Origin of the sequence: Tenacibaculum piscium (genome assembly GCF_021390715.1) — a bacterium.
Taxonomy (GTDB): domain Bacteria; phylum Bacteroidota; class Bacteroidia; order Flavobacteriales; family Flavobacteriaceae; genus Polaribacter; species Polaribacter piscius.
Genome location: NZ_JAJGWT010000001.1, coordinates 614 through 18,218 on the forward strand (window position 1 = coordinate 614; position 17,605 = coordinate 18,218).

The following is a 17,605-nucleotide window of genomic DNA, read 5'->3' on the forward strand; positions in this document are numbered from 1 at the left end:
CTGAATCTAATCCATTTCCGTTATTCGCTAAAACATCTACMTTTACTGAAGTATTGATTGTTGTTGTTGCTGAATCATCCTGTGCTACTGGTGGTGTATTAYCGATAGTTACAGCAACATTCGCTGTATCTGTTCCGCCATTTCCATCACTTATTGTGTATGGGAAAGTAATTTCTGTTCCTGTTCCATCAGGTTGAATATCTAATGTTCCTCCTGCTAATAAAGTTACAGTTCCTCCTGTTACTGATATTGGAGTATCTACAACTGGAGTAGTTCCATTGATATCTGTAATTGTTAATGTATCTCCATCAACATCATCATCTATTCCGTTTCCGTTATCCGCTAAAACATCTACCTTTACTGAAGTATTGATTGTTGTTGTTGCTGAATCATCCTGTGCTACTGGTGCACAATTAGGTTTTGCATTTATAACTATATTTGAACTTACTACCGAAGTACATCCCGTTCCATTTGTATCTGTTACTGTAAATGTATAACTACCTGTATTAGCTGTTACCAATCCGGTTGCTGATATACCTACTACTGATGGTGTAAATGCATATGTATCTCCTGAATCGTATCCGGTAATTTGAAAACTTCCCGTTGAAACAGCACACGTTGGTTGTGTTACTAATCCTGTCATTGATGCTACTGGCAACGCATTCACAGTAAGTAAAACTTCATCAGAAATTACCTCCGAACACGTATTACTTGTACTCGTTGTTACTAACCTGTATTTATTTGTTGAAGTCGTTAAAGGTGGATTCGTTAATGTTAAAGATGCGGTTGTTGCATTACTATATATGCCGCCATTACTTATAACATTCCACGATCCAGCTCCTTCAATTTGTTCTACCCATTGATAAACAAGCCCTGTTGTATTTCCTGCAATTCCTCTATAATCTGGAACTCCAGCATTAAAGATAGTCGTGCTTTTTGATAACATTTCAGCCGTAAAAACAGCATTTCCTCCTAAACAAATAACCTTATTTGTAGGTTGTGTCTTTACTTCTATTTTTGTTGCTGTTAATACATTTGTGTTTGTTCCCTGTCCTTGTGTATTATTGCTACCATCAGCAGTTCCTCCTGAATTTACCAAATTAGGAACTCCATTAATATCTACACCTCCTTGGTTTGCTATATCAATTCTTTTATCAGCATCTAATTGTACTGATGTTACATTTTCATTCGCTTCTATTGCATCAGGACATCCGTCATTATCAGAATCTGTATCTAAATAATTTGGAATTCCATCATTGTCATTATCACAGTGATTAATTTTAACAATTACATTATCGACATATTCATCGGTAGAGACACTAATAGCAGCATTATTTAACCAAGGATAATTACTTGCTGCACCTAAATCTATTTCATTTGCTATAAAAGCTGTTCCTAAAACTCCTGAAACATTATATTTATAACCTTTATTATCAGCATATAAATGTAAAATACCAGATCCGTTGTCTTTAACATAATAGGTTGTAGATTGTCTAAACCAACCTTTTACTCTTGGAGGTGCTGTAAAGTTAGGTAATGATGAATTAGGTTCTCTAATTAAAACACTTCCATGCCCATATAAGAATACTCCATCTGGAGCCCCAGCATAATCTTCTTGCCAAATAGGGTCTTGACCAGGTGCACCAATAGCAATACCATATTCATTACTTCCATTTGTTAAAGTTGAACCTGTATCTTGTAATCCTAATGAAAAATCAGCTTCAACAGTATATTTCTCTCCGTTTAATAAATTTACTTTATTTAAAACGATAAATGAAGACATTTGCTCCTGATCAACTATTCCTCCTCCATTTGCATCAATTACAATACTTGGATTACCATCAACTCCAGAAATCGATTTATACTCTCCTACATTTGTAGTACTCGTATTTCCTGGGTGTGAATTATAAGCTTCTTGCAAACCATCAATCCCTGGCACTCCTACTAAGCTTCCTTTTGGAATAACTGCTCCTACTGTACCGGCTTCAAATGTTTCATTTATAATGATTTCTTCTACTATATTTCCTGTACAATTAGCATCTTCTTCTGCATCTAAAATACCATCATTATCATCATCTAAATCACAACTATTATTTACACCATCACCATCGGAATCGGTTGTTGTTGGTGTACCGTTCGTACTCGCACCAACTGTACATGGGTTTGGTGGAGGACATGCTGAACCTTGTACACTTGGATCATATGGTTTTGTTGTATCAATTACATCTTTTAAAATTCCTGAATCTGGCGAAGTTTCTAAAGCATCATATAAACCATTTGCTCCAACACCCTCTGCTATTTGTGCAGGAGTTAAATCTGTTAAACCTGCCTCTGTTCCATCAGGACAACCATCGCCATCAGCATCTATATTTAAACTTCTAGTACATATTGGGTCAACTGGAAATCTTGTTACTTCAACAGCATCTACAGTTATTACAGCATCTGAATTATTAGACCCTAATTTTACATTTACAGATGTTGATGTTGCTTTAAAAATTACCCTATACACTTTCCAGTTAGGATCTAAAGGTGAGCTACTAGGAGTTACCGATACTGGAAAATCAGCCATACTGTAGGCACTAAAATCGGGATCATCACTAGTTAAAACATTACCTCCTGTTATATCAACATAAGTAGAAGGTATATATTTATCTACATTACCTGAATTATTATACACAGGTAATAACCCCATCTCATAGGTAAATGCATAAACTTTACCTATAGTTAAACCTGTTAAATCATTAGAGATAGCCTCAGAGCCTCTAGAAAAAATAATAAAAGCACCTCCGTCCGTAGTCGATTTTTTTATTACTGGGTGCTTAGTATTAGCGTCATTATCTGATTGATTTATATACTGTCCTTCTGTCCAATCTACCGAATCATGAAATAACCAATCATCTTTTTTACCTACAAGATTAACAACTGGATCTTGAGGTAACTGTTCCTCTAAATGTACTGTATAAGAACTTCCATCACTTGCTTGCTTAACACTCCAACCATTCCAATTGTTGTTTGAATAAAAATCAACAGCTTGGTCATACTCAAAACTTCCACTAGAAGTTAAATCAGAAGTACATTCAAATTTATCTATAATACCATCATTATCATCATCAATATCAATAGCATCAACAATACCATCATCATCAAAATCGCTAATTATTGTAAATGCAGTTGGATCACTATAACAAGGGCTTCCGTTATCATCACCTTCAAAAATAGCATAATATGTACCTGCTAAAACTTGTGAACCATCTGGTATTTCACTATCAACACTTGCTGGTAAAAAATAATACCATTTTACATTTTTTGCACCTTTATTAGTTATCGTTGTTTCAAAAGTACTCAAATTAAAAGTTGCTTGCCATTCAATTGGGTCAGTAGGATTTTTTGAAAACTGTGGAGCATCCGTAGCAATACTACACGGATTACACTTTGTAGTACCTACTGTAACAGCATCTATTTGTGAGGATACTGGAGGGGCTGCTTTAATTTTTATATATTTATAATTTAAAACAGCAGTAGCAGGTAATGTATATGTTATATCAGTATAACTTGTTGTAAGCGGAGCTAAATTCCCAGAGTTCCCAACCCAAGTACTACCATCAACACTAAATTCTATAAGGTAATTACCCGTACCCCCTGCTTTCGCTTTAATCGTTACAACAGCCCCTGCGGTAAAAGGAGTAGCAAACTCCAACTCAATATTGCTCCAATAGTCACCACCTGTATTGTCGGGAGCTCCAAAAACATTACCAATTGAACCTGAGTATTCATGAACTGCAGATGCTATTGCATATTGATTTTCAACAATCGTTCCACTAGGACCGCAATTAAGAGCCTGCCCCACCACCAACGAAGGCATCAGAAATAGAGAGACGATTAAAATCCCTGTAAATAAGAGCCTGTTTTTTATTAATAAGTGATAATTCTTTTTCATAAAATTAATTTTAAACTTAAACTTTGATGTTTTACTTAAAACACCAACACCTACTGATATCATTTATTTACTTTATTATTGATGATATATTACGGATTTCATAATTTATACTCAATAAAAATTGTTATTTTGTTTTCGGGGCTAATTTAGTTAAATATATAACATAGTGTATGTTATGTTATATATTTTTTAAAAAAAGCGTTCTTTTTAAATATCCCACTACGTAATATACTTTTTTCCTATATATAAACCAAAAAAAACACCAACTAATTAAAAAATAAGCAATATAATTAATAAAATATTGTATTTTTATAAATGTAATAATTTATTTTATTGATATATTTAATTCCAATAAAACATTAATAATCAAACCTAATAGCTCTACTCTATTGACACAATATTTTAAGAAAAGTCACATTATTTTTTGTTTTCTATAAAAAAATATTTCCACTTGTAATTCTTCAAAAAAACAAGAAAAACGTATTTTAAAGCATTTTAAAAGACTTAAATTAAAAAAATAACCAAATACAAGTAAGACGATGAGTTAATTGATGAATTTCAACACTATTTTTAACTTTTTTAATTATTTTTATAGAATATTTTATTTTTATTTCAGATGAACATTAATTTCAGGATAATTCTAACTAAAGAAATACTCATAATTCTTCCATTATTAAAAAAGGCAAATACCAAAACGCCTCACGATATTTTAAAAGAACGTGTTTTAGAGATGGCAAATTATCCAACTTATGAATGCGTGGGTCTTTTTGATGCCGATTTATTAATCGGTATTTGTGGTTTATGGCACAGTACCCGTCATTATATTGGTAAAAGCGTAGAGCCTGATCATGTTTTTATTGATGAAACTTACCGAGGAAAAAATTTAGGAAAACAATTTTTTAATTGGATTTATGATTACACGAGACAAAAAGGCTGTGAAGTAATGGAATTAAACACCTATACAGGAAACAGAAAGTCGCATAAATTTTATTATAATGAAGGTTTTGAAATCTATGGCTTTCATTTTCTGAAAGTTATGAGATTAGATGAGAAATTTTATTAATTTTACACAAAAAGTTATTGTAATTTTAAAAAACTGTTATATATTTGCAACCGCTTAACGATAGTGTTTTATTATTGTTTTAATAACAGTTAAAATACATTCAGTAAGCATTGCAAGAAATTGCAATTAAATCTTTACCAATGCGAAAGTAGCTCAGTTGGTAGAGCGTCAGCCTTCCAAGCTGAATGTCGCCAGTTCGAACCTGGTCTTTCGCTCAAGTCTTTNAGAAGATAGACTTTAAAAATCTTTATTTACCAATGCGAAAGTAGCTCAGTTGGTAGAGCGTCAGCCTTCCAAGCTGAATGTCGCCAGTTCGAACCTGGTCTTTCGCTCAAAAATCCGAAAAACATTATGTTTTCGGATTTTTTTGTTTTACATATATTTCAATAGAAAAGTTATTTGTAGCTACTTCCCGCTTTCCGCACTCGCTTTTTTTATTTTTTCAAAAGAAAAATAAAAAAGAGCTCAAACAATTGCTTCAATCGGGGCTAGACTTATCTACTAAATTTAGTCATCAATTTAAAAGCCTGTTCACATCTACAAAATATATCAGCAAAAAAATTGTATCAAGAACTTATTTAATAGTAAAGTCAATTAAAATTTATCAAAAAAAATAATTCAAATTCTCGATACAATTTTAATTCCTTTTCGTCATTAAAATCACTCGAATTGACAATAGTCATCAAAAAAAAGAGAATAACTACGGAAAATAAGAAAGCGAAACTAAAATAAAATCCCTTTGACGCATTTTTAGTACAAATGCCTAGCCCCGATTGAAGCATTTGTTTGAGCTCTTTTTTTGATTTTTCTTCAAAAAAAAGCGAGTGCAGAAAGCGGGAAATTGCTTCAAAAAAAAATCTTTAAAAACGGTAATAAAATTATTTTATCTTCAGTTTATCGCCAAATAAAAATAATCCAACAATAATTACTCCGATAATACCAATCATTATCATATTGTTTTCAAAAACACTTGGTTTAAGTAATAAAGTAAGTACATAACCACCAATCGCACCGCCCAAATGTGCCGAATGACCAATGTTATCTGCCTGATTTTTCATTCCATAAATCGAATATAATAAATACCCAATTCCGAAAACATAGCCTGGCAAAGGAAGTGGAATTGGAAACATTATTAAAGTCATATCAGGATACAACATAATTGCCGAAAACACCACACCAGAAACTGCTCCAGATGCTCCAACAGCACTATAATAAAAATCTTTTTTATGCTGATATAACGTATAAACACTTCCCGCAAACAAACTTCCAAAATAAATAATCAAAAAATAAGGAACTCCAAAATTAACTAAAACTGTTTTTCCAAAAAGATACAACGCATACATATTAAATCCTAAATGCATCCAATCGGCATGTAAAAAACCCGAAGTTAACATTCTGATTTTCTCACCATTGATAATTTGCTGAATTTGAAATTTATAGCGATTAAAAAAAATAATATCATTAAATCCTTTATAGGAAATAATAACATTTACAACTATTAATAGTACAATAATTTGATTCATATTTTTTGTTTAGAGCTACAAACATAATCAAAACTTAATAAAGTAAATCATTCATATTTTAATACGATATTTGCATTTTTAAAATTTAATATATGAAGTTTTTAGTTTTTGCACTCGTATATCCTTTTCTTTGGATAATTTCAAGATTGCCAATGCCAGTATTGTATCTTTTTTCAGATTTCTTTTTTTACATCTTATATTATATTATCGGCTATCGAAAAAAAGTAATCGAAAGCAATTTAAGAACAGCTTTTCCTACTAAAAGTGATGCTGAAATTAAACAATTAACCAAAGAATTTAGCAGTCATTTTGTTGATATTATTTTTGAAAGTATAAAATCTTTTGCTATCAGTAAAAAAGAACTAGACAAACGCTACAAATATGTAAATGCCGATTTAATAAACAAATATGCTAAGCAAGGGCGAAGCATTGTTTTGACAGGTGCGCATCAGGCAAATTGGGAATGGGTTTTCGCTTTACCACAACAAATTAATATCAGTTCTTATGGAGCTTATACTAAATTACAGAATCCTTATTTTGAAAAAGTATTAAAAAAATCAAGACGTAAATACGGTTTTGACGGCGTACCAACACAGTTATTTTATAAAAAAATTAGCCAAAGACAAGCTAAAAATATTCAAAGTTTATATATTTTGTTAAGCGATCAATCCCCACAATTAGCCAGAGCCAGATATTGGACACATTTTTTAAACGAGAAAGTACCTGTACACACAGGTCCTGAAGTTTTAGCTAAAAAATATAATTTAGTGGTTATCAATATGAATACCACTAAAATAAAACGAGGATATTTTGAAACAACATTTGAATTAATCACTGATACGCCTAATGATTTTGAAAATTATCAAATTACAGATAAATTTTTAGCTATCACAGAAAGAAATATAAAAGCACAACCCGCTTTTTATTTATGGTCGCATAAACGTTTTAAGCACAAAAACAAATATGAAGAATGGCTTAAAATCAGAAAGAAATAACTTTTTAATATCATAAAAAATAAAAAGGGCAGACACATACATAGGTCTGCCCTTTTTTTGTCTAATTTAAATTTTATGCACAAAAAAATCCTTCTTAAAAAAGAAGGATTTTTATTTTTGGGTGGAAGACGGGATTCGAACCCGCGACCCTCGGTACCACAAACCGATACTCTAACCAACTGAGCTACAACCACCATTTAATTGCGAGTGCAAATATATAACAGTTTATCTGTTCTGCAAAACTTTTTTTAAGTTTTTTTAAGTTTTTTTGATTTTTATTTGATTTTTATTTTAAATCAAATCCGTTATTTTATCCACAGCAACGTAACGTTCTGATGTAAAGCCTTCTGCAAAATCAACACCAATTAATCTGCCTAAATCTTTTGCTCTATAATTGATACTGTCTGTAAAATTTTTGCTTGTAATCGGCGTTTCAGGCTCTTTACTGTTCGGATCAAAAAATTGAGAAGCATACGCTAACACCGATTTTTCCTTTTTATCCATAAAACCTGTTACATCAACTACAAAATCTGGCTTACTATTTTTCCATTGTATATAATGATAGACTTGTTTTGGTCGCCATTTCTCTTGAATTTCACCATTCAATGTCGTTTCAATTTTGATTAAACCACTTAAAAAACAAGCATTTGATACCAAATCACTACCTTTTGGATGGTCAATATGTCTGTCATCAACAGCATTACACAACACCACATCAGGCTGATATTTTCGAATCATTTGTATAACCGCCAATTGATGTTCCTTATCATTGATAAAAAAACCATCAGCAAAGCCTAAGTTTTCACGCACCGAAACTCCTAAAATAGCTCCTGCATTGGTAGCCTCTATATGTCGCAATTCCGCAGAACCACGAGTTCCCAACTCTCCCCTAGTTAAATCGATAATTCCTACTTTTTTACCAAACGATATTTCTTTGGCAATCGTAGCGCCACAACCTAATTCAACATCATCTGGATGCGCTCCAAATGCTAATATATCTAACTTCATGTTTCTTTATTTTGATAGGCTAATTTACAAAAACCACTACAAAACATCACATAAATTCAATATCTTCGTACTTATGATTAAAATTGTAATTATTGGAGGTGGAAATGTTGCCATACATTTAGCAAACGCTTTTTATAAAACTAAAAAAGTTTTATTAACACAAATGTATGCTAGAAATATACAGCAAATTATCCATTTGAAAGAACGCGTTGCGATTACTGATAACATTAATTTATTAGCCGATGCAGATATTTATATTATTGCCGTTTCTGATGATGCTATTTCAGCAGTTTCTTCAAAAATTAATAAAAAAAATAGCTTAGTGCTACATACTTCAGGAAGTGTTTCGTTGGATTCGTTGAAAAATAATGGCAGAAAAGGTGTCTTTTATTTATTGCAAAGTTTTTCAAAAGATAAAAAGATTAATTTTGATAAAATCCCGTTTTGCTTAGAAGCCTCTACAAAAAAAGATTTAAAATTATTGAAAAAATTAGCATCTTCAATTGGAAAAAAAATATACACTATCAATTCCGAACAACGAAAAATTTTACATGTATCGGCTGTTTTTGTAAATAATTTCACCAATCATATGTATAAAATCGGAAATGATATCTGTAAAGAAAATAACGTTCCTTTTGAAATTTTACATCCTTTAATTGAAGAAACTGCACTCAAGATTCAAAAATTATCACCAGAAAAAGCACAAACTGGTCCTGCTAAAAGAAATGATACACAAACAATTGCAAATCATTTAGAATTATTAAATAAAGAACAACAAACAATATATCAACTAATTACAAGTTCAATTCAAAATTCAATTCAAGATTCAATTCAAAAATAAATTAATACAAAAAATTAATAAAATGGAAAAAAGTTATAAAGAAATATTACCGCAAATAAACACCTTTATTTTTGATGTCGATGGCGTATTAACAAACGGAATTGTTACCGTTTTCCCAAATGGCGAATTAGTCCGTCAAATGAATATTAAAGATGGATACGCCTTAAAAACTGCCGTAAACGCAGGGTTTAGAGTTTGTATTATTTCTGGAGGAAAAAATGAAGGCGTGCGTACTCGCTTGGCGAATTTAGGAATTACTGATATTTATTTAGGCGCTCATGATAAAATTAAACAATTTAATGAAATTATCAGCAAGTACAATTTAAACCCAGAAAATGTGTTATATATGGGCGATGATATTCCTGATTATCCTGTAATGAAATTAGTTGGAATGCCGTGTTGTCCGAATGATGCTGTTCGAGAAATTCAGCAAATTTCAAAATATATTTCTGATAAAAATGGTGGCGAAGGTTGCGCACGCGATGTATTAGAACAAGTATTAAGAGTACAAGGAAAATGGGCTGAAAATTTTGATGCTCAGTATGATTAATGAATTTTTTGGAGCAATTTTTGAAGTTATTTTAATTAATTATTAATAAAACCCTAAAAAAACCTAAAAACATGAAAAAATTATTTTTAAGTATTTTAATACTGATGATTACAACATCGATGAATTCACAATCTATTTTTGGCGAATGGGAAAATCGTAATGAAGAAACCAACACTGTTGATTCTGTAATTAAAGTATATGAAAAAGACGGAAAAGCTTTTGCAAAAATCATTAAAATCACAGATGAAAATAGGCAAAAAGCAGTATGTGATAAATGTAAAGGAAAACGTAAAAATACGCCGATTTTAGGCATGAATATTTTCACAGGCTTACAAAAAGATGGCAAGGAATGGAGTGGTGGAACTATTGTAGATCCTAAGAACGGGAAAGAATATAAATGTTATATCGAACTTGAAAATACTGATAAATTAAAAATTAGAGGCTATATCGGTTTTGCTGTTTTTGGTAGAACGGCGTATTGGCATCGAAAAAAATAATATCAAAAATCATAAAAAAACACGAAAAACTTCAGTAAAACTGGAGTTTTTTTGTGTTATTTCGTGTTATTTTTTATAAAAATTTTGAATGTTAAAAAATATTTTAATTAATATGGAATCTCTAATTGTCCGTGATTTTCGATATGACTTGGCGGAATAACTCCCATTATTTTTGTCGCCTCATAACGAATCTGTGGTTTTTGAGTATTGGACGAGGTTGTATGAATTATTTTTAAATTAAATTTTAAATAATCATTTGGTTGAATCACAAATTTACGAGCGTGATATTCTGATAACCAAAATTCATCTGTAATTTTAACATCAATAGGCGTACCTTCTCTTTTTAGTGTCCAACAAGAACTGTCTGATAATAAATCCATCGTATTTATTTTTAAGACCTCTACACGTTCTTGTGCAATAGTTCCATCGCCTAATTCGTTTAAAATCTTTGGAACATCGATAAAACTTTTACTGGTCAATTTTGCTTTATTTTTACCTATTTTAAAACAAAAATACTCGCCTCTTTTCAATTTACTTGCTTGCACAGAAAAGGCTTTTACACAATTTAGAACATAATAATTATTTACTGAAAATAATAATAAATGACTTGGCGCTTCTTTTTTTATTTTTCGATTTATTTCATCAGTAAGTTTGTCTAAACCTTTTTTAGAAGATATTTGTTGTAATTCTATCGCCTTTAAAGTTTTGTATTTTATATAAACCAACAAAGCTCCTAACCAAGCTACATTATCGATATCTCTCTGATTTCTAGTAGGCACATTTAAAAATACTTGCTTTATTTTAGTAGTCATTGTTTCAAAATCTACCGCTACTAAATTATATTCCACGGAAGTATCTACAGAAATATTATAAACAATGTGTTTGTCTAAAATTAGTAATTTGTCATAAAAATCGGCTAAATGATTGAATACTTTTGATGGATTTTTAATTCCTTTTAATTCCAGATTTAGTTCAAAATCATATGCTGTTATCATTTCCATACATTAATTTTTTACTACAATCGTAATTTTTTCTGTTGTCAGATTGTATCGCTGGAATTTTTTAAATGCCATTTTTAGGTATTTTTTTTTAGACCGATAAAATTACTACTTTTTCAGCGGTCTTACTAATGTTTTTTTTACATATAATCATTCTACGAGCCTGTTTAAATTTCATTTAAAAAAATTGTACCAGAAAAATAAGAAATCGAATTTGTCAAAGAGAATTTATTTCAGTTTTGCATCCTGATTCTTGTCAATTCGAGTGATTTTAATGACTAAAAGGAATTAAAATTGTATCGAGAATTAGAATTCTTTTATGTTGATGATTTTTAATTAACTTTAAATATTAAATAAGTTCTCGATACAATTTTTTTGAAGTAAAAAAATCACTCGAACTGACAGTTTATTTAATTTTTAAACAGGCTCTACACCTATTTTATTTTCAACAAATATAAAACTTTATTTTACCTACTAAAAAACTGTAAACTAACATATTACACTATCATTTAATTGTTTATTTTTAAAACAAAAACAATGTTAAAAAGAACTCTTTTCTTCGGAAACAAATGCTCATTAACCACCAAAAATGAACAGTTAGTCATAAAAACAATAGCTAGAGAAATTTCTGTACCAATTCAAGATATAGGCTTTGTTGTTATCGAAAATCAGGAAACTTATATTTCTATTCCTACTTTATCAAAATTAAGCACGAATAATGTTAGCGTAATTTTTTGCAATAACAAACACATGCCTCAAAGTATGCTTTTAAATTTAGATAACCACCACATACAACACGAGCATTTTAAAAATCAAGTTAATGCTTCTGAACCTTTAAAAAAACAATTATGGCAACAAGTTGTAAAGGCTAAAATATTAAATCAAGAGGCTGTTTTAAGTAATATTACTTCAAAAAAAACACCATTAAAAGAATATGCATCATCTGTTTTAAGCGGTGATTCAGATAATAGAGAAGCTGTTGCTGCCGCTTATTATTGGAAACATCTATTTGACTTTAATTTTAAAAGAGAACGTTATGGATGTTATCCTAATTTGTTTTTAAACTATGGATATACCATATTAAGAGCCGCCGTTGCCAGAGCTCTTTCGGGTAGCGGATTATTAAATACCTTAGGTATTCATCATCATAATAAATACAATGCTTTTTGTTTGGCTGACGATATTATGGAACCCTACCGACCTTTAATTGACATAAAAGTTTTAGAAATTATAAAACAATATGATGAGCACGATTTAATTACTCCTATTAAAGCCGAACTTTTAAAAACATTAACACAAACTGTTTATTTTGAAGATAAAAAAAGCCCTTTAATGGTTGGTTTAACCTCAACAACAAACTCTTTACAACAATGTTTTTCTGGAAAAACCAGAAAACTAATCTATCCAAAATTATGGATTTAAACGCTTATAGAATTATGTGGTTATTTGTATTTTTTGATTTGCCTACCGAAACAAAAAAAGACAGAAAAAATGCCCAACAGTTTCGTAAAAACCTTTTAAAAGATGGTTTTACAATGATGCAATTTTCTGTTTACATGCGACATTGTGCGAGTAGTGAAAGTACTGATGTACATGAAAAGAGGATAAAAAATTTACTTCCGCCTTTTGGAAAAGTAAGTGTTTTAAGAATTACCGATAAACAATTTGGTAATATTATGAATTTTTGGGGCAAGGTTCAAAAACCAAAAGAACCGCCTCGGTTACAATTAGAATTATTCTAATAGGAATGAAAAAATGCTTCAAATAAAGCTATTATGTCTTTATAAGAAGCATTTTTTTATACGATATTTTCTTACTAAAACGAGTATTAGCAATGGTTCTGTAAGTTGCTAATATCGTTTTCTCTAATCTTTAATCAAACCACAACAGTTTATTATTTATAGTTAATCCCCGTGTGAATATCGTTTTCTCTAATCTTTAATCAAACCACAACAATACAAGAGCTTCTCTATATTTAAATGGAATATCGTTTTCTCTAATCTTTAATCAAACCACAACCAGAACCTACCAACGGAACAACAGGAAATTAATATCGTTTTCTCTAATCTTTAATCAAACCACAACTATCAAATTGTATATAATTTTTCATATTTTAATATCGTTTTCTCTAATCTTTAATCAAACCACAACTAATTTCCATCATTTTTGAATTTCCTGCTAATATCGTTTTCTCTAATCTTTAATCAAACCACAACCTTTGCTCGTCTGTCATTTTACGCTTCGAAATATCGTTTTCTCTAATCTTTAATCAAACCACAACGCATTCTCAAAATGCTTTACTACTTCTTTTAATATCGTTTTCTCTAATCTTTAATCAAACCACAACAGAACGCAGGATTCATAACTCTGAGGTCAGAATATCGTTTTCTATAATCAAAAAATGTCAATGAACTTTCATTCCTCACAAAAAATTAAAGCTTTTTTAAAACACCTATACTATTAATTCCAACCTTAATTGGATTAAATGTTTTCCAGCCTGTTTTTCCTGTTCCAAAACCTTTTATATAATGAAAAGCAATCCCTAGTTTACCATCTAAATTACTTTCTTTATCTTTTCTAAAATAATAATCTCCAGATGTAAATTTCTGAACCCTATACAAATGGTCTTTTAAAAGATTCGCATCTATATTATCCCAATCAACCTCATCATTTTGTAAACCTAATAAAAACATATCATTAATTTGCAAAGTCGTTACAATTTTTTTTCCATCTTCAGGGAGTTGAAAAACATCTTGCTTTTGTCTTTTACGCTCTACGGCTGTCCAAAAAGTTACGACACTTTCTTTTAAATTATCTTCTTCATCTTTATAAATAAGTACATGATGATTATTTCTAGGATTCACATATTGGTTTACATCTTCTTTTAACTTTTCTGCTCCGCCTATATTTTCTTTAATACGTATTTTTTTTATTGGTACTTTGCTACCGTTTCTATTTGGTAAAAATATTTGTGCTTGTTTTATACCATTTTCATCAATTTTAAAAAAAGTATCTGAAGGTATTTTTCCTTTTACAAAACCGCCTAATTCTTTAACTCGTTTTAAAATAAGTAATCGAACAGTTGCATCTACAATTTTATCTAAATGCTTTTCTGTGGTTAAACTTTCTAACGGTTTTCGTATATGAAATGCTTCGCTACTATCTGGCGCTTTTCTTTTTCCATAAACCGACTCTTTATGCAATTGCCCTCTAGCGGAAACCCCTAAATTTTTATATTCAACCCCATTTTTTTTAGTTTTATGAGTTCTAATAGTTATTAAATTTTTCTGCTTTTTGTGTGATACTAAAATTTGTTCAACTGCAGTTTCTGCATCCATTCTAAAAGATTGCCAAGGCATCGGAAAATCTTTTAATTCATGATTTTTATGGTACCTATTTCTTTTCGTTAATTCTTGTAAATGACTTCTTTTCGCACACGCCATCACCAACGCATCTATTGCGTGATGCCTGTGGTCGGCTCTCGTTTTCGCATCTTGTTCTTTATTTAAAACCGTATTTAAACCCCAATTATGCCTTAATACGGCGGTCATTTGCCCAGGAGCAACCATTACATTTGCACATATTTTAGATAGATAATTTTTAGCTTCTTTACTGATATATCTTGTATCATTTAATTGACGACTTATAAAATCTTCATCGTGTTTTTGCTTTACAAAATGCTTAAATTTATTATAACAATTCGGATAATGAGCCTTTGTTTTAAAACAACTTAACGCCTGTAATTTTATGGCTTCCCATTTTTCTGAACCTTGCGAACTGTAAAATTCATACGGCGTTTTATTTCCTTTCGCCCTATTTTCATCAGCAAAACAAAGTGTTTTATTGTTGAAACTATCGTTTAACGACCTGCTCCAAGGAAAAATATGTTCTATTTGAACTTCTCCTGTAAAAAGTTTGCTTAACGTAATTACTTTTCCTGTAAACGGACACGTTTTATTACATTCTTCCCAAAGTTTATATTTTAAAATATTTGTATGATTTGTTCTTTGGTCTAATCCTTCTAACTCCACTTTTACTCTGTCATTTTCACGCTCTAAAATTTGTTGTCTTCTTCTGGTTTCTTGTCGGTTGGTTTTTGATGCTTTTAAATCTCGTGCTAATTCTACTTTTATTTCCGTTGGTTTTCCGTAAGTAGCTATAATTTCATTTACTAATTTTCGTATTTCAAACAAAGCGGTAATTACCACAGGATTTTTAATTTTTTGAATTTCTCTATCGGCATTTATATTTACAGGAAGTTTGTCTAATATTATTTCCGTTTCAATCGAACTACTATGATGATATAATTTTTCTAATTGTTTATCGGTACAATTAAATTCATTTTTCAGCATATTTTTTAGCGGTTCAATATATCCGCCTTTTATGTTTGAACGCACTATTTCAGGAACATTATCTAATACAAATTGTTCATTTTCTGCCCAATTATTTTCTTTTGATAACACATTTTTAACACCTGCCAATCCTACGGCAATATCAAACATAAAACCTTGTTTTAAAAATGGCAAAATAGTATTGATTGCTTTTCTACTTAAATTTGAATAGCCTTCTTTTAAATTAAATTTAGAAATTTCGGTTGCTTTTTCAGCATCGAAATTCCAATTTTTTAAGGCATATTCTTTTAGTTTATCCCTATCATCAAAAAAAGATAAAACGTGCCAAATATTTTCTTGTTCTTCTTCTGAAAAATGAAACCATTCTTTACCAAAAAACTTTTTGTTGGATAATTGGCTTATCGTATGCGTTCCTACAATAGTATCTTTATCCTTATAATTAAATTGATAATTACTTTCTGATTTGCCAATAACTTTTCTTATTGCTTTAAAAGCAACTTTTTCTTTGGATAATAAAAGTTGTATAATTTTTTCTTTTTCTTCGGGTGTAACTTCTTGTTTTTCTCCGTTAAAATCATAAGAAAGCGTGTTTACCCATTGATAAATTCTAAATAATTCAAAAGGAATCGCACTAATTTTACATTTTGTTTTTTTGGGTTCAAACGAGCAATAACCGACTAAATGTTTTTGAGAGCGTAAAGGTCTTTGATGAAATAAAACACCGTCATCTTTATAGCCATCTTTTTTTCTTCCACCAAATAACGATTTTAGTTTTTCGGTTAATTCTGTATGATATATTTTTTGAAATTCCCAAATTAGCTCAAATTCATCAATATACATTTGCCTTGTTGTATATCTATTTCTTATGCGTTCTAAATCTTCGGAATAAGGTTCATTCTCTTTGGGTTTTATTGAATTTAAGTAAGAACCTAGTGTTTTATTTTCTTCACTATTTCCAATATTTTTGATATTTTCGAGCGTACTACTAATTCCTGTTTTGCCAATTTTGGCATCACCTGTAAAAAGCGTACTTGTTTCTTTTACATCTGCACCAGCACTTCTACTATTACTTAAAAATCCTCTTCGTTGAATTATATGATAAAAAATTCTTCCGATTTCTACTAAAGATATTTCTTGATGAATTGCTTTTGCTCTTAATTCGTATGGATTTAATTTAAACCAATCTTGCAATTCTTCATTTTTGAAAATTTCTGTACCGTTCCAATCTTTAATTAAATCAGGGGAAATTGGGCATAATTTATGCTTCGCCAATTCTTTTAATAAATATCGTTTTCGCAATCTTCTTCTAAAAATTTGCCTTCTAACTCCTCTTGCTTCTGTTCTACTAGCATTTTTTGAAGTTTCTCTTCCTTCTCCCTCACCTAAATTTACAACACCTTCGGGGAAAATTCTACTTCCCATTCCTAAAATGATATTATTTTGAACCAACGCCCAACCAATAGAGTTTGTTCCTAAATCTAACCCAAGTATTTTTGACATAATATAGCAATTATTATTTTGCTCTAAATTAATGTTTTAATCTAAAAATCATCAAAAAATTTTCTATATTTGAAATGTGAAAAAATTACTCTAATCTTTTAATCTTATCACAATAAGGCTATATGCCGTAGATGAAAATCTTGAGTCCTGCTTCGGTAGGACTTTTTTTATAAAAAAGAATATAATTATCAAAATAAAAGACTATCCACTTATTTAAAAATGGATAGTCTTTTTATTTTCTGATATTTCTTATGTATTTGGTCATGCTAAATTTATTTCAGCATCGCACAAATAGAAGAACTTCGGCAAGTCAGGATTGAATGCTATTTTTAACAAGGGTT

At 30.3% G+C, this 17,605-nt stretch carries 12 protein-coding genes, 3 tRNA genes and 1 CRISPR repeat array; of the genes, 9 read left to right on the top strand and 6 right to left on the bottom strand.

Annotation, left to right across the window (positions count from 1 at the left end; genetic code table 11):
• Positions 1 to 3,937, bottom strand: a 3,937-nt coding sequence (locus L0U77_RS00010) for an Ig-like domain-containing protein (RefSeq protein ID WP_233900547.1), incomplete at its 3' end; no start/stop codon positions are given.
• 616 nt (positions 3,938 to 4,553) lie between these two features.
• Between L0U77_RS00010 and L0U77_RS00015 the strand changes: the two genes are divergently transcribed.
• The 3 genes from L0U77_RS00015 to L0U77_RS00025 all read left to right on the top strand — a co-directional run bounded on the left by L0U77_RS00015 (position 4,554) and on the right by L0U77_RS00025 (position 5,332).
• A complete protein-coding gene (locus tag L0U77_RS00015) occupies positions 4,554 to 5,000 on the top strand; it encodes a GNAT family N-acetyltransferase (RefSeq protein ID WP_233900548.1) in 447 nt (148 codons plus the stop codon).
• A 142-nt stretch (positions 5,001 to 5,142) separates the two neighbouring features.
• Positions 5,143 to 5,215 (top strand) — tRNA-Gly (locus L0U77_RS00020).
• 44 nt (positions 5,216 to 5,259) lie between these two features.
• Positions 5,260 to 5,332 (top strand) — tRNA-Gly (locus tag L0U77_RS00025).
• Between the two features lie 546 nt (positions 5,333 to 5,878).
• Here L0U77_RS00025 and L0U77_RS00030 read toward each other — a convergent pair.
• Entirely contained in the window at positions 5,879 to 6,523 is a 645-nt protein-coding gene (locus L0U77_RS00030; RefSeq protein ID WP_233884111.1) for a rhomboid family intramembrane serine protease, read from the bottom strand.
• Positions 6,524 to 6,615: 92 nt separating this feature from the next.
• Here L0U77_RS00030 and L0U77_RS00035 point away from each other — a divergent pair, with 92 nt between their 5' ends.
• Positions 6,616 to 7,518 carry a lysophospholipid acyltransferase family protein gene (locus tag L0U77_RS00035; RefSeq protein WP_233900549.1) on the top strand — a complete coding sequence of 301 codons (903 nt, stop codon included), beginning with the start codon at positions 6,616 to 6,618 and terminating at the stop codon, positions 7,516 to 7,518.
• Between the two features lie 119 nt (positions 7,519 to 7,637).
• On the opposite strand, the gene L0U77_RS00040 is transcribed toward L0U77_RS00035, so the two are convergent.
• Together L0U77_RS00040 and bshB1 are read right to left on the bottom strand one after the other, a co-directional pair.
• A tRNA-His gene (locus L0U77_RS00040) sits at positions 7,638 to 7,713 on the bottom strand.
• 96 nt (positions 7,714 to 7,809) lie between these two features.
• Positions 7,810 to 8,526 carry a bacillithiol biosynthesis deacetylase BshB1 gene (gene bshB1 / locus L0U77_RS00045; protein ID WP_233884109.1) on the bottom strand — a complete coding sequence of 239 codons (717 nt, stop codon included), beginning with the start codon at positions 8,524 to 8,526 and terminating at the stop codon, positions 7,810 to 7,812.
• 73 nt (positions 8,527 to 8,599) lie between these two features.
• Between bshB1 and L0U77_RS00050 the strand changes: the two genes are divergently transcribed.
• The 3 genes from L0U77_RS00050 (at position 8,600) to L0U77_RS00060 (ending at position 10,414) form a co-directional block, all read left to right on the top strand.
• On the top strand, positions 8,600 to 9,367 hold the full coding sequence (locus L0U77_RS00050) for a Rossmann-like and DUF2520 domain-containing protein (protein ID WP_233900550.1): 768 nt from the start codon (positions 8,600 to 8,602) through the stop codon (positions 9,365 to 9,367).
• A 22-nt stretch (positions 9,368 to 9,389) separates the two neighbouring features.
• A complete protein-coding gene (locus L0U77_RS00055) occupies positions 9,390 to 9,917 on the top strand; it encodes a KdsC family phosphatase (protein WP_101916478.1) in 528 nt (175 codons plus the stop codon).
• A gap of 71 nt (positions 9,918 to 9,988) precedes the next feature.
• Entirely contained in the window at positions 9,989 to 10,414 is a 426-nt protein-coding gene (locus L0U77_RS00060) for a DUF2147 domain-containing protein (protein ID WP_233900551.1), read from the top strand.
• Positions 10,415 to 10,521: 107 nt separating this feature from the next.
• Here L0U77_RS00060 and L0U77_RS00065 read toward each other — a convergent pair whose 3' ends face one another.
• Positions 10,522 to 11,415: a hypothetical protein gene (locus L0U77_RS00065; RefSeq protein ID WP_233897104.1), complete on the bottom strand. Its 894-nt coding sequence runs from the start codon at positions 11,413 to 11,415 to the stop codon at positions 10,522 to 10,524.
• Positions 11,416 to 11,949: 534 nt separating this feature from the next.
• Between L0U77_RS00065 and cas1 the strand changes: the two genes are divergently transcribed.
• Positions 11,950 to 12,834, top strand: a complete 885-nt coding sequence (gene cas1 / locus L0U77_RS00070; RefSeq protein ID WP_233900552.1) for a type II CRISPR-associated endonuclease Cas1 — start codon at positions 11,950 to 11,952, stop codon at positions 12,832 to 12,834.
• Entirely contained in the window at positions 12,825 to 13,154 is a 330-nt protein-coding gene (gene cas2, locus L0U77_RS00075) for a CRISPR-associated endonuclease Cas2 (protein ID WP_233900553.1), read from the top strand. The genes cas1 and cas2 overlap by 10 nt, the downstream gene beginning before the upstream one ends.
• Before the next feature lie 110 nt (positions 13,155 to 13,264).
• Positions 13,265 to 13,759: a CRISPR direct-repeat array (repeat unit 36 nt; unit sequence AATATCGTTTTCTCTAATCTTTAATCAAACCACAAC).
• Between the two features lie 85 nt (positions 13,760 to 13,844).
• Here the strand turns inward: cas2 and cas9 are convergent.
• Positions 13,845 to 17,264, bottom strand: a complete 3,420-nt coding sequence (cas9, locus tag L0U77_RS00080; RefSeq protein ID WP_233900554.1) for a type II CRISPR RNA-guided endonuclease Cas9 — start codon at positions 17,262 to 17,264, stop codon at positions 13,845 to 13,847.
• Positions 17,265 to 17,605: the final 341 nt, after the last annotated feature.

Coding starts and splice junctions, on each gene's coding strand:
- L0U77_RS00015 (WP_233900548.1), top strand. CDS start 4,554: ATGAACATTAATTTCAGGATAATTCTAACTAAAGAAATACTCATAATT.
- L0U77_RS00030 (WP_233884111.1), bottom strand. CDS start 6,523: ATGAATCAAATTATTGTACTATTAATAGTTGTAAATGTTATTATTTCC.
- L0U77_RS00035 (WP_233900549.1), top strand. CDS start 6,616: ATGAAGTTTTTAGTTTTTGCACTCGTATATCCTTTTCTTTGGATAATT.
- bshB1 (WP_233884109.1), bottom strand. CDS start 8,526: ATGAAGTTAGATATATTAGCATTTGGAGCGCATCCAGATGATGTTGAA.
- L0U77_RS00050 (WP_233900550.1), top strand. CDS start 8,600: ATGATTAAAATTGTAATTATTGGAGGTGGAAATGTTGCCATACATTTA.
- L0U77_RS00055 (WP_101916478.1), top strand. CDS start 9,390: ATGGAAAAAAGTTATAAAGAAATATTACCGCAAATAAACACCTTTATT.
- L0U77_RS00060 (WP_233900551.1), top strand. CDS start 9,989: ATGAAAAAATTATTTTTAAGTATTTTAATACTGATGATTACAACATCG.
- L0U77_RS00065 (WP_233897104.1), bottom strand. CDS start 11,415: ATGGAAATGATAACAGCATATGATTTTGAACTAAATCTGGAATTAAAA.
- cas1 (WP_233900552.1), top strand. CDS start 11,950: ATGTTAAAAAGAACTCTTTTCTTCGGAAACAAATGCTCATTAACCACC.
- cas2 (WP_233900553.1), top strand. CDS start 12,825: ATGGATTTAAACGCTTATAGAATTATGTGGTTATTTGTATTTTTTGAT.
- cas9 (WP_233900554.1), bottom strand. CDS start 17,264: ATGTCAAAAATACTTGGGTTAGATTTAGGAACAAACTCTATTGGTTGG.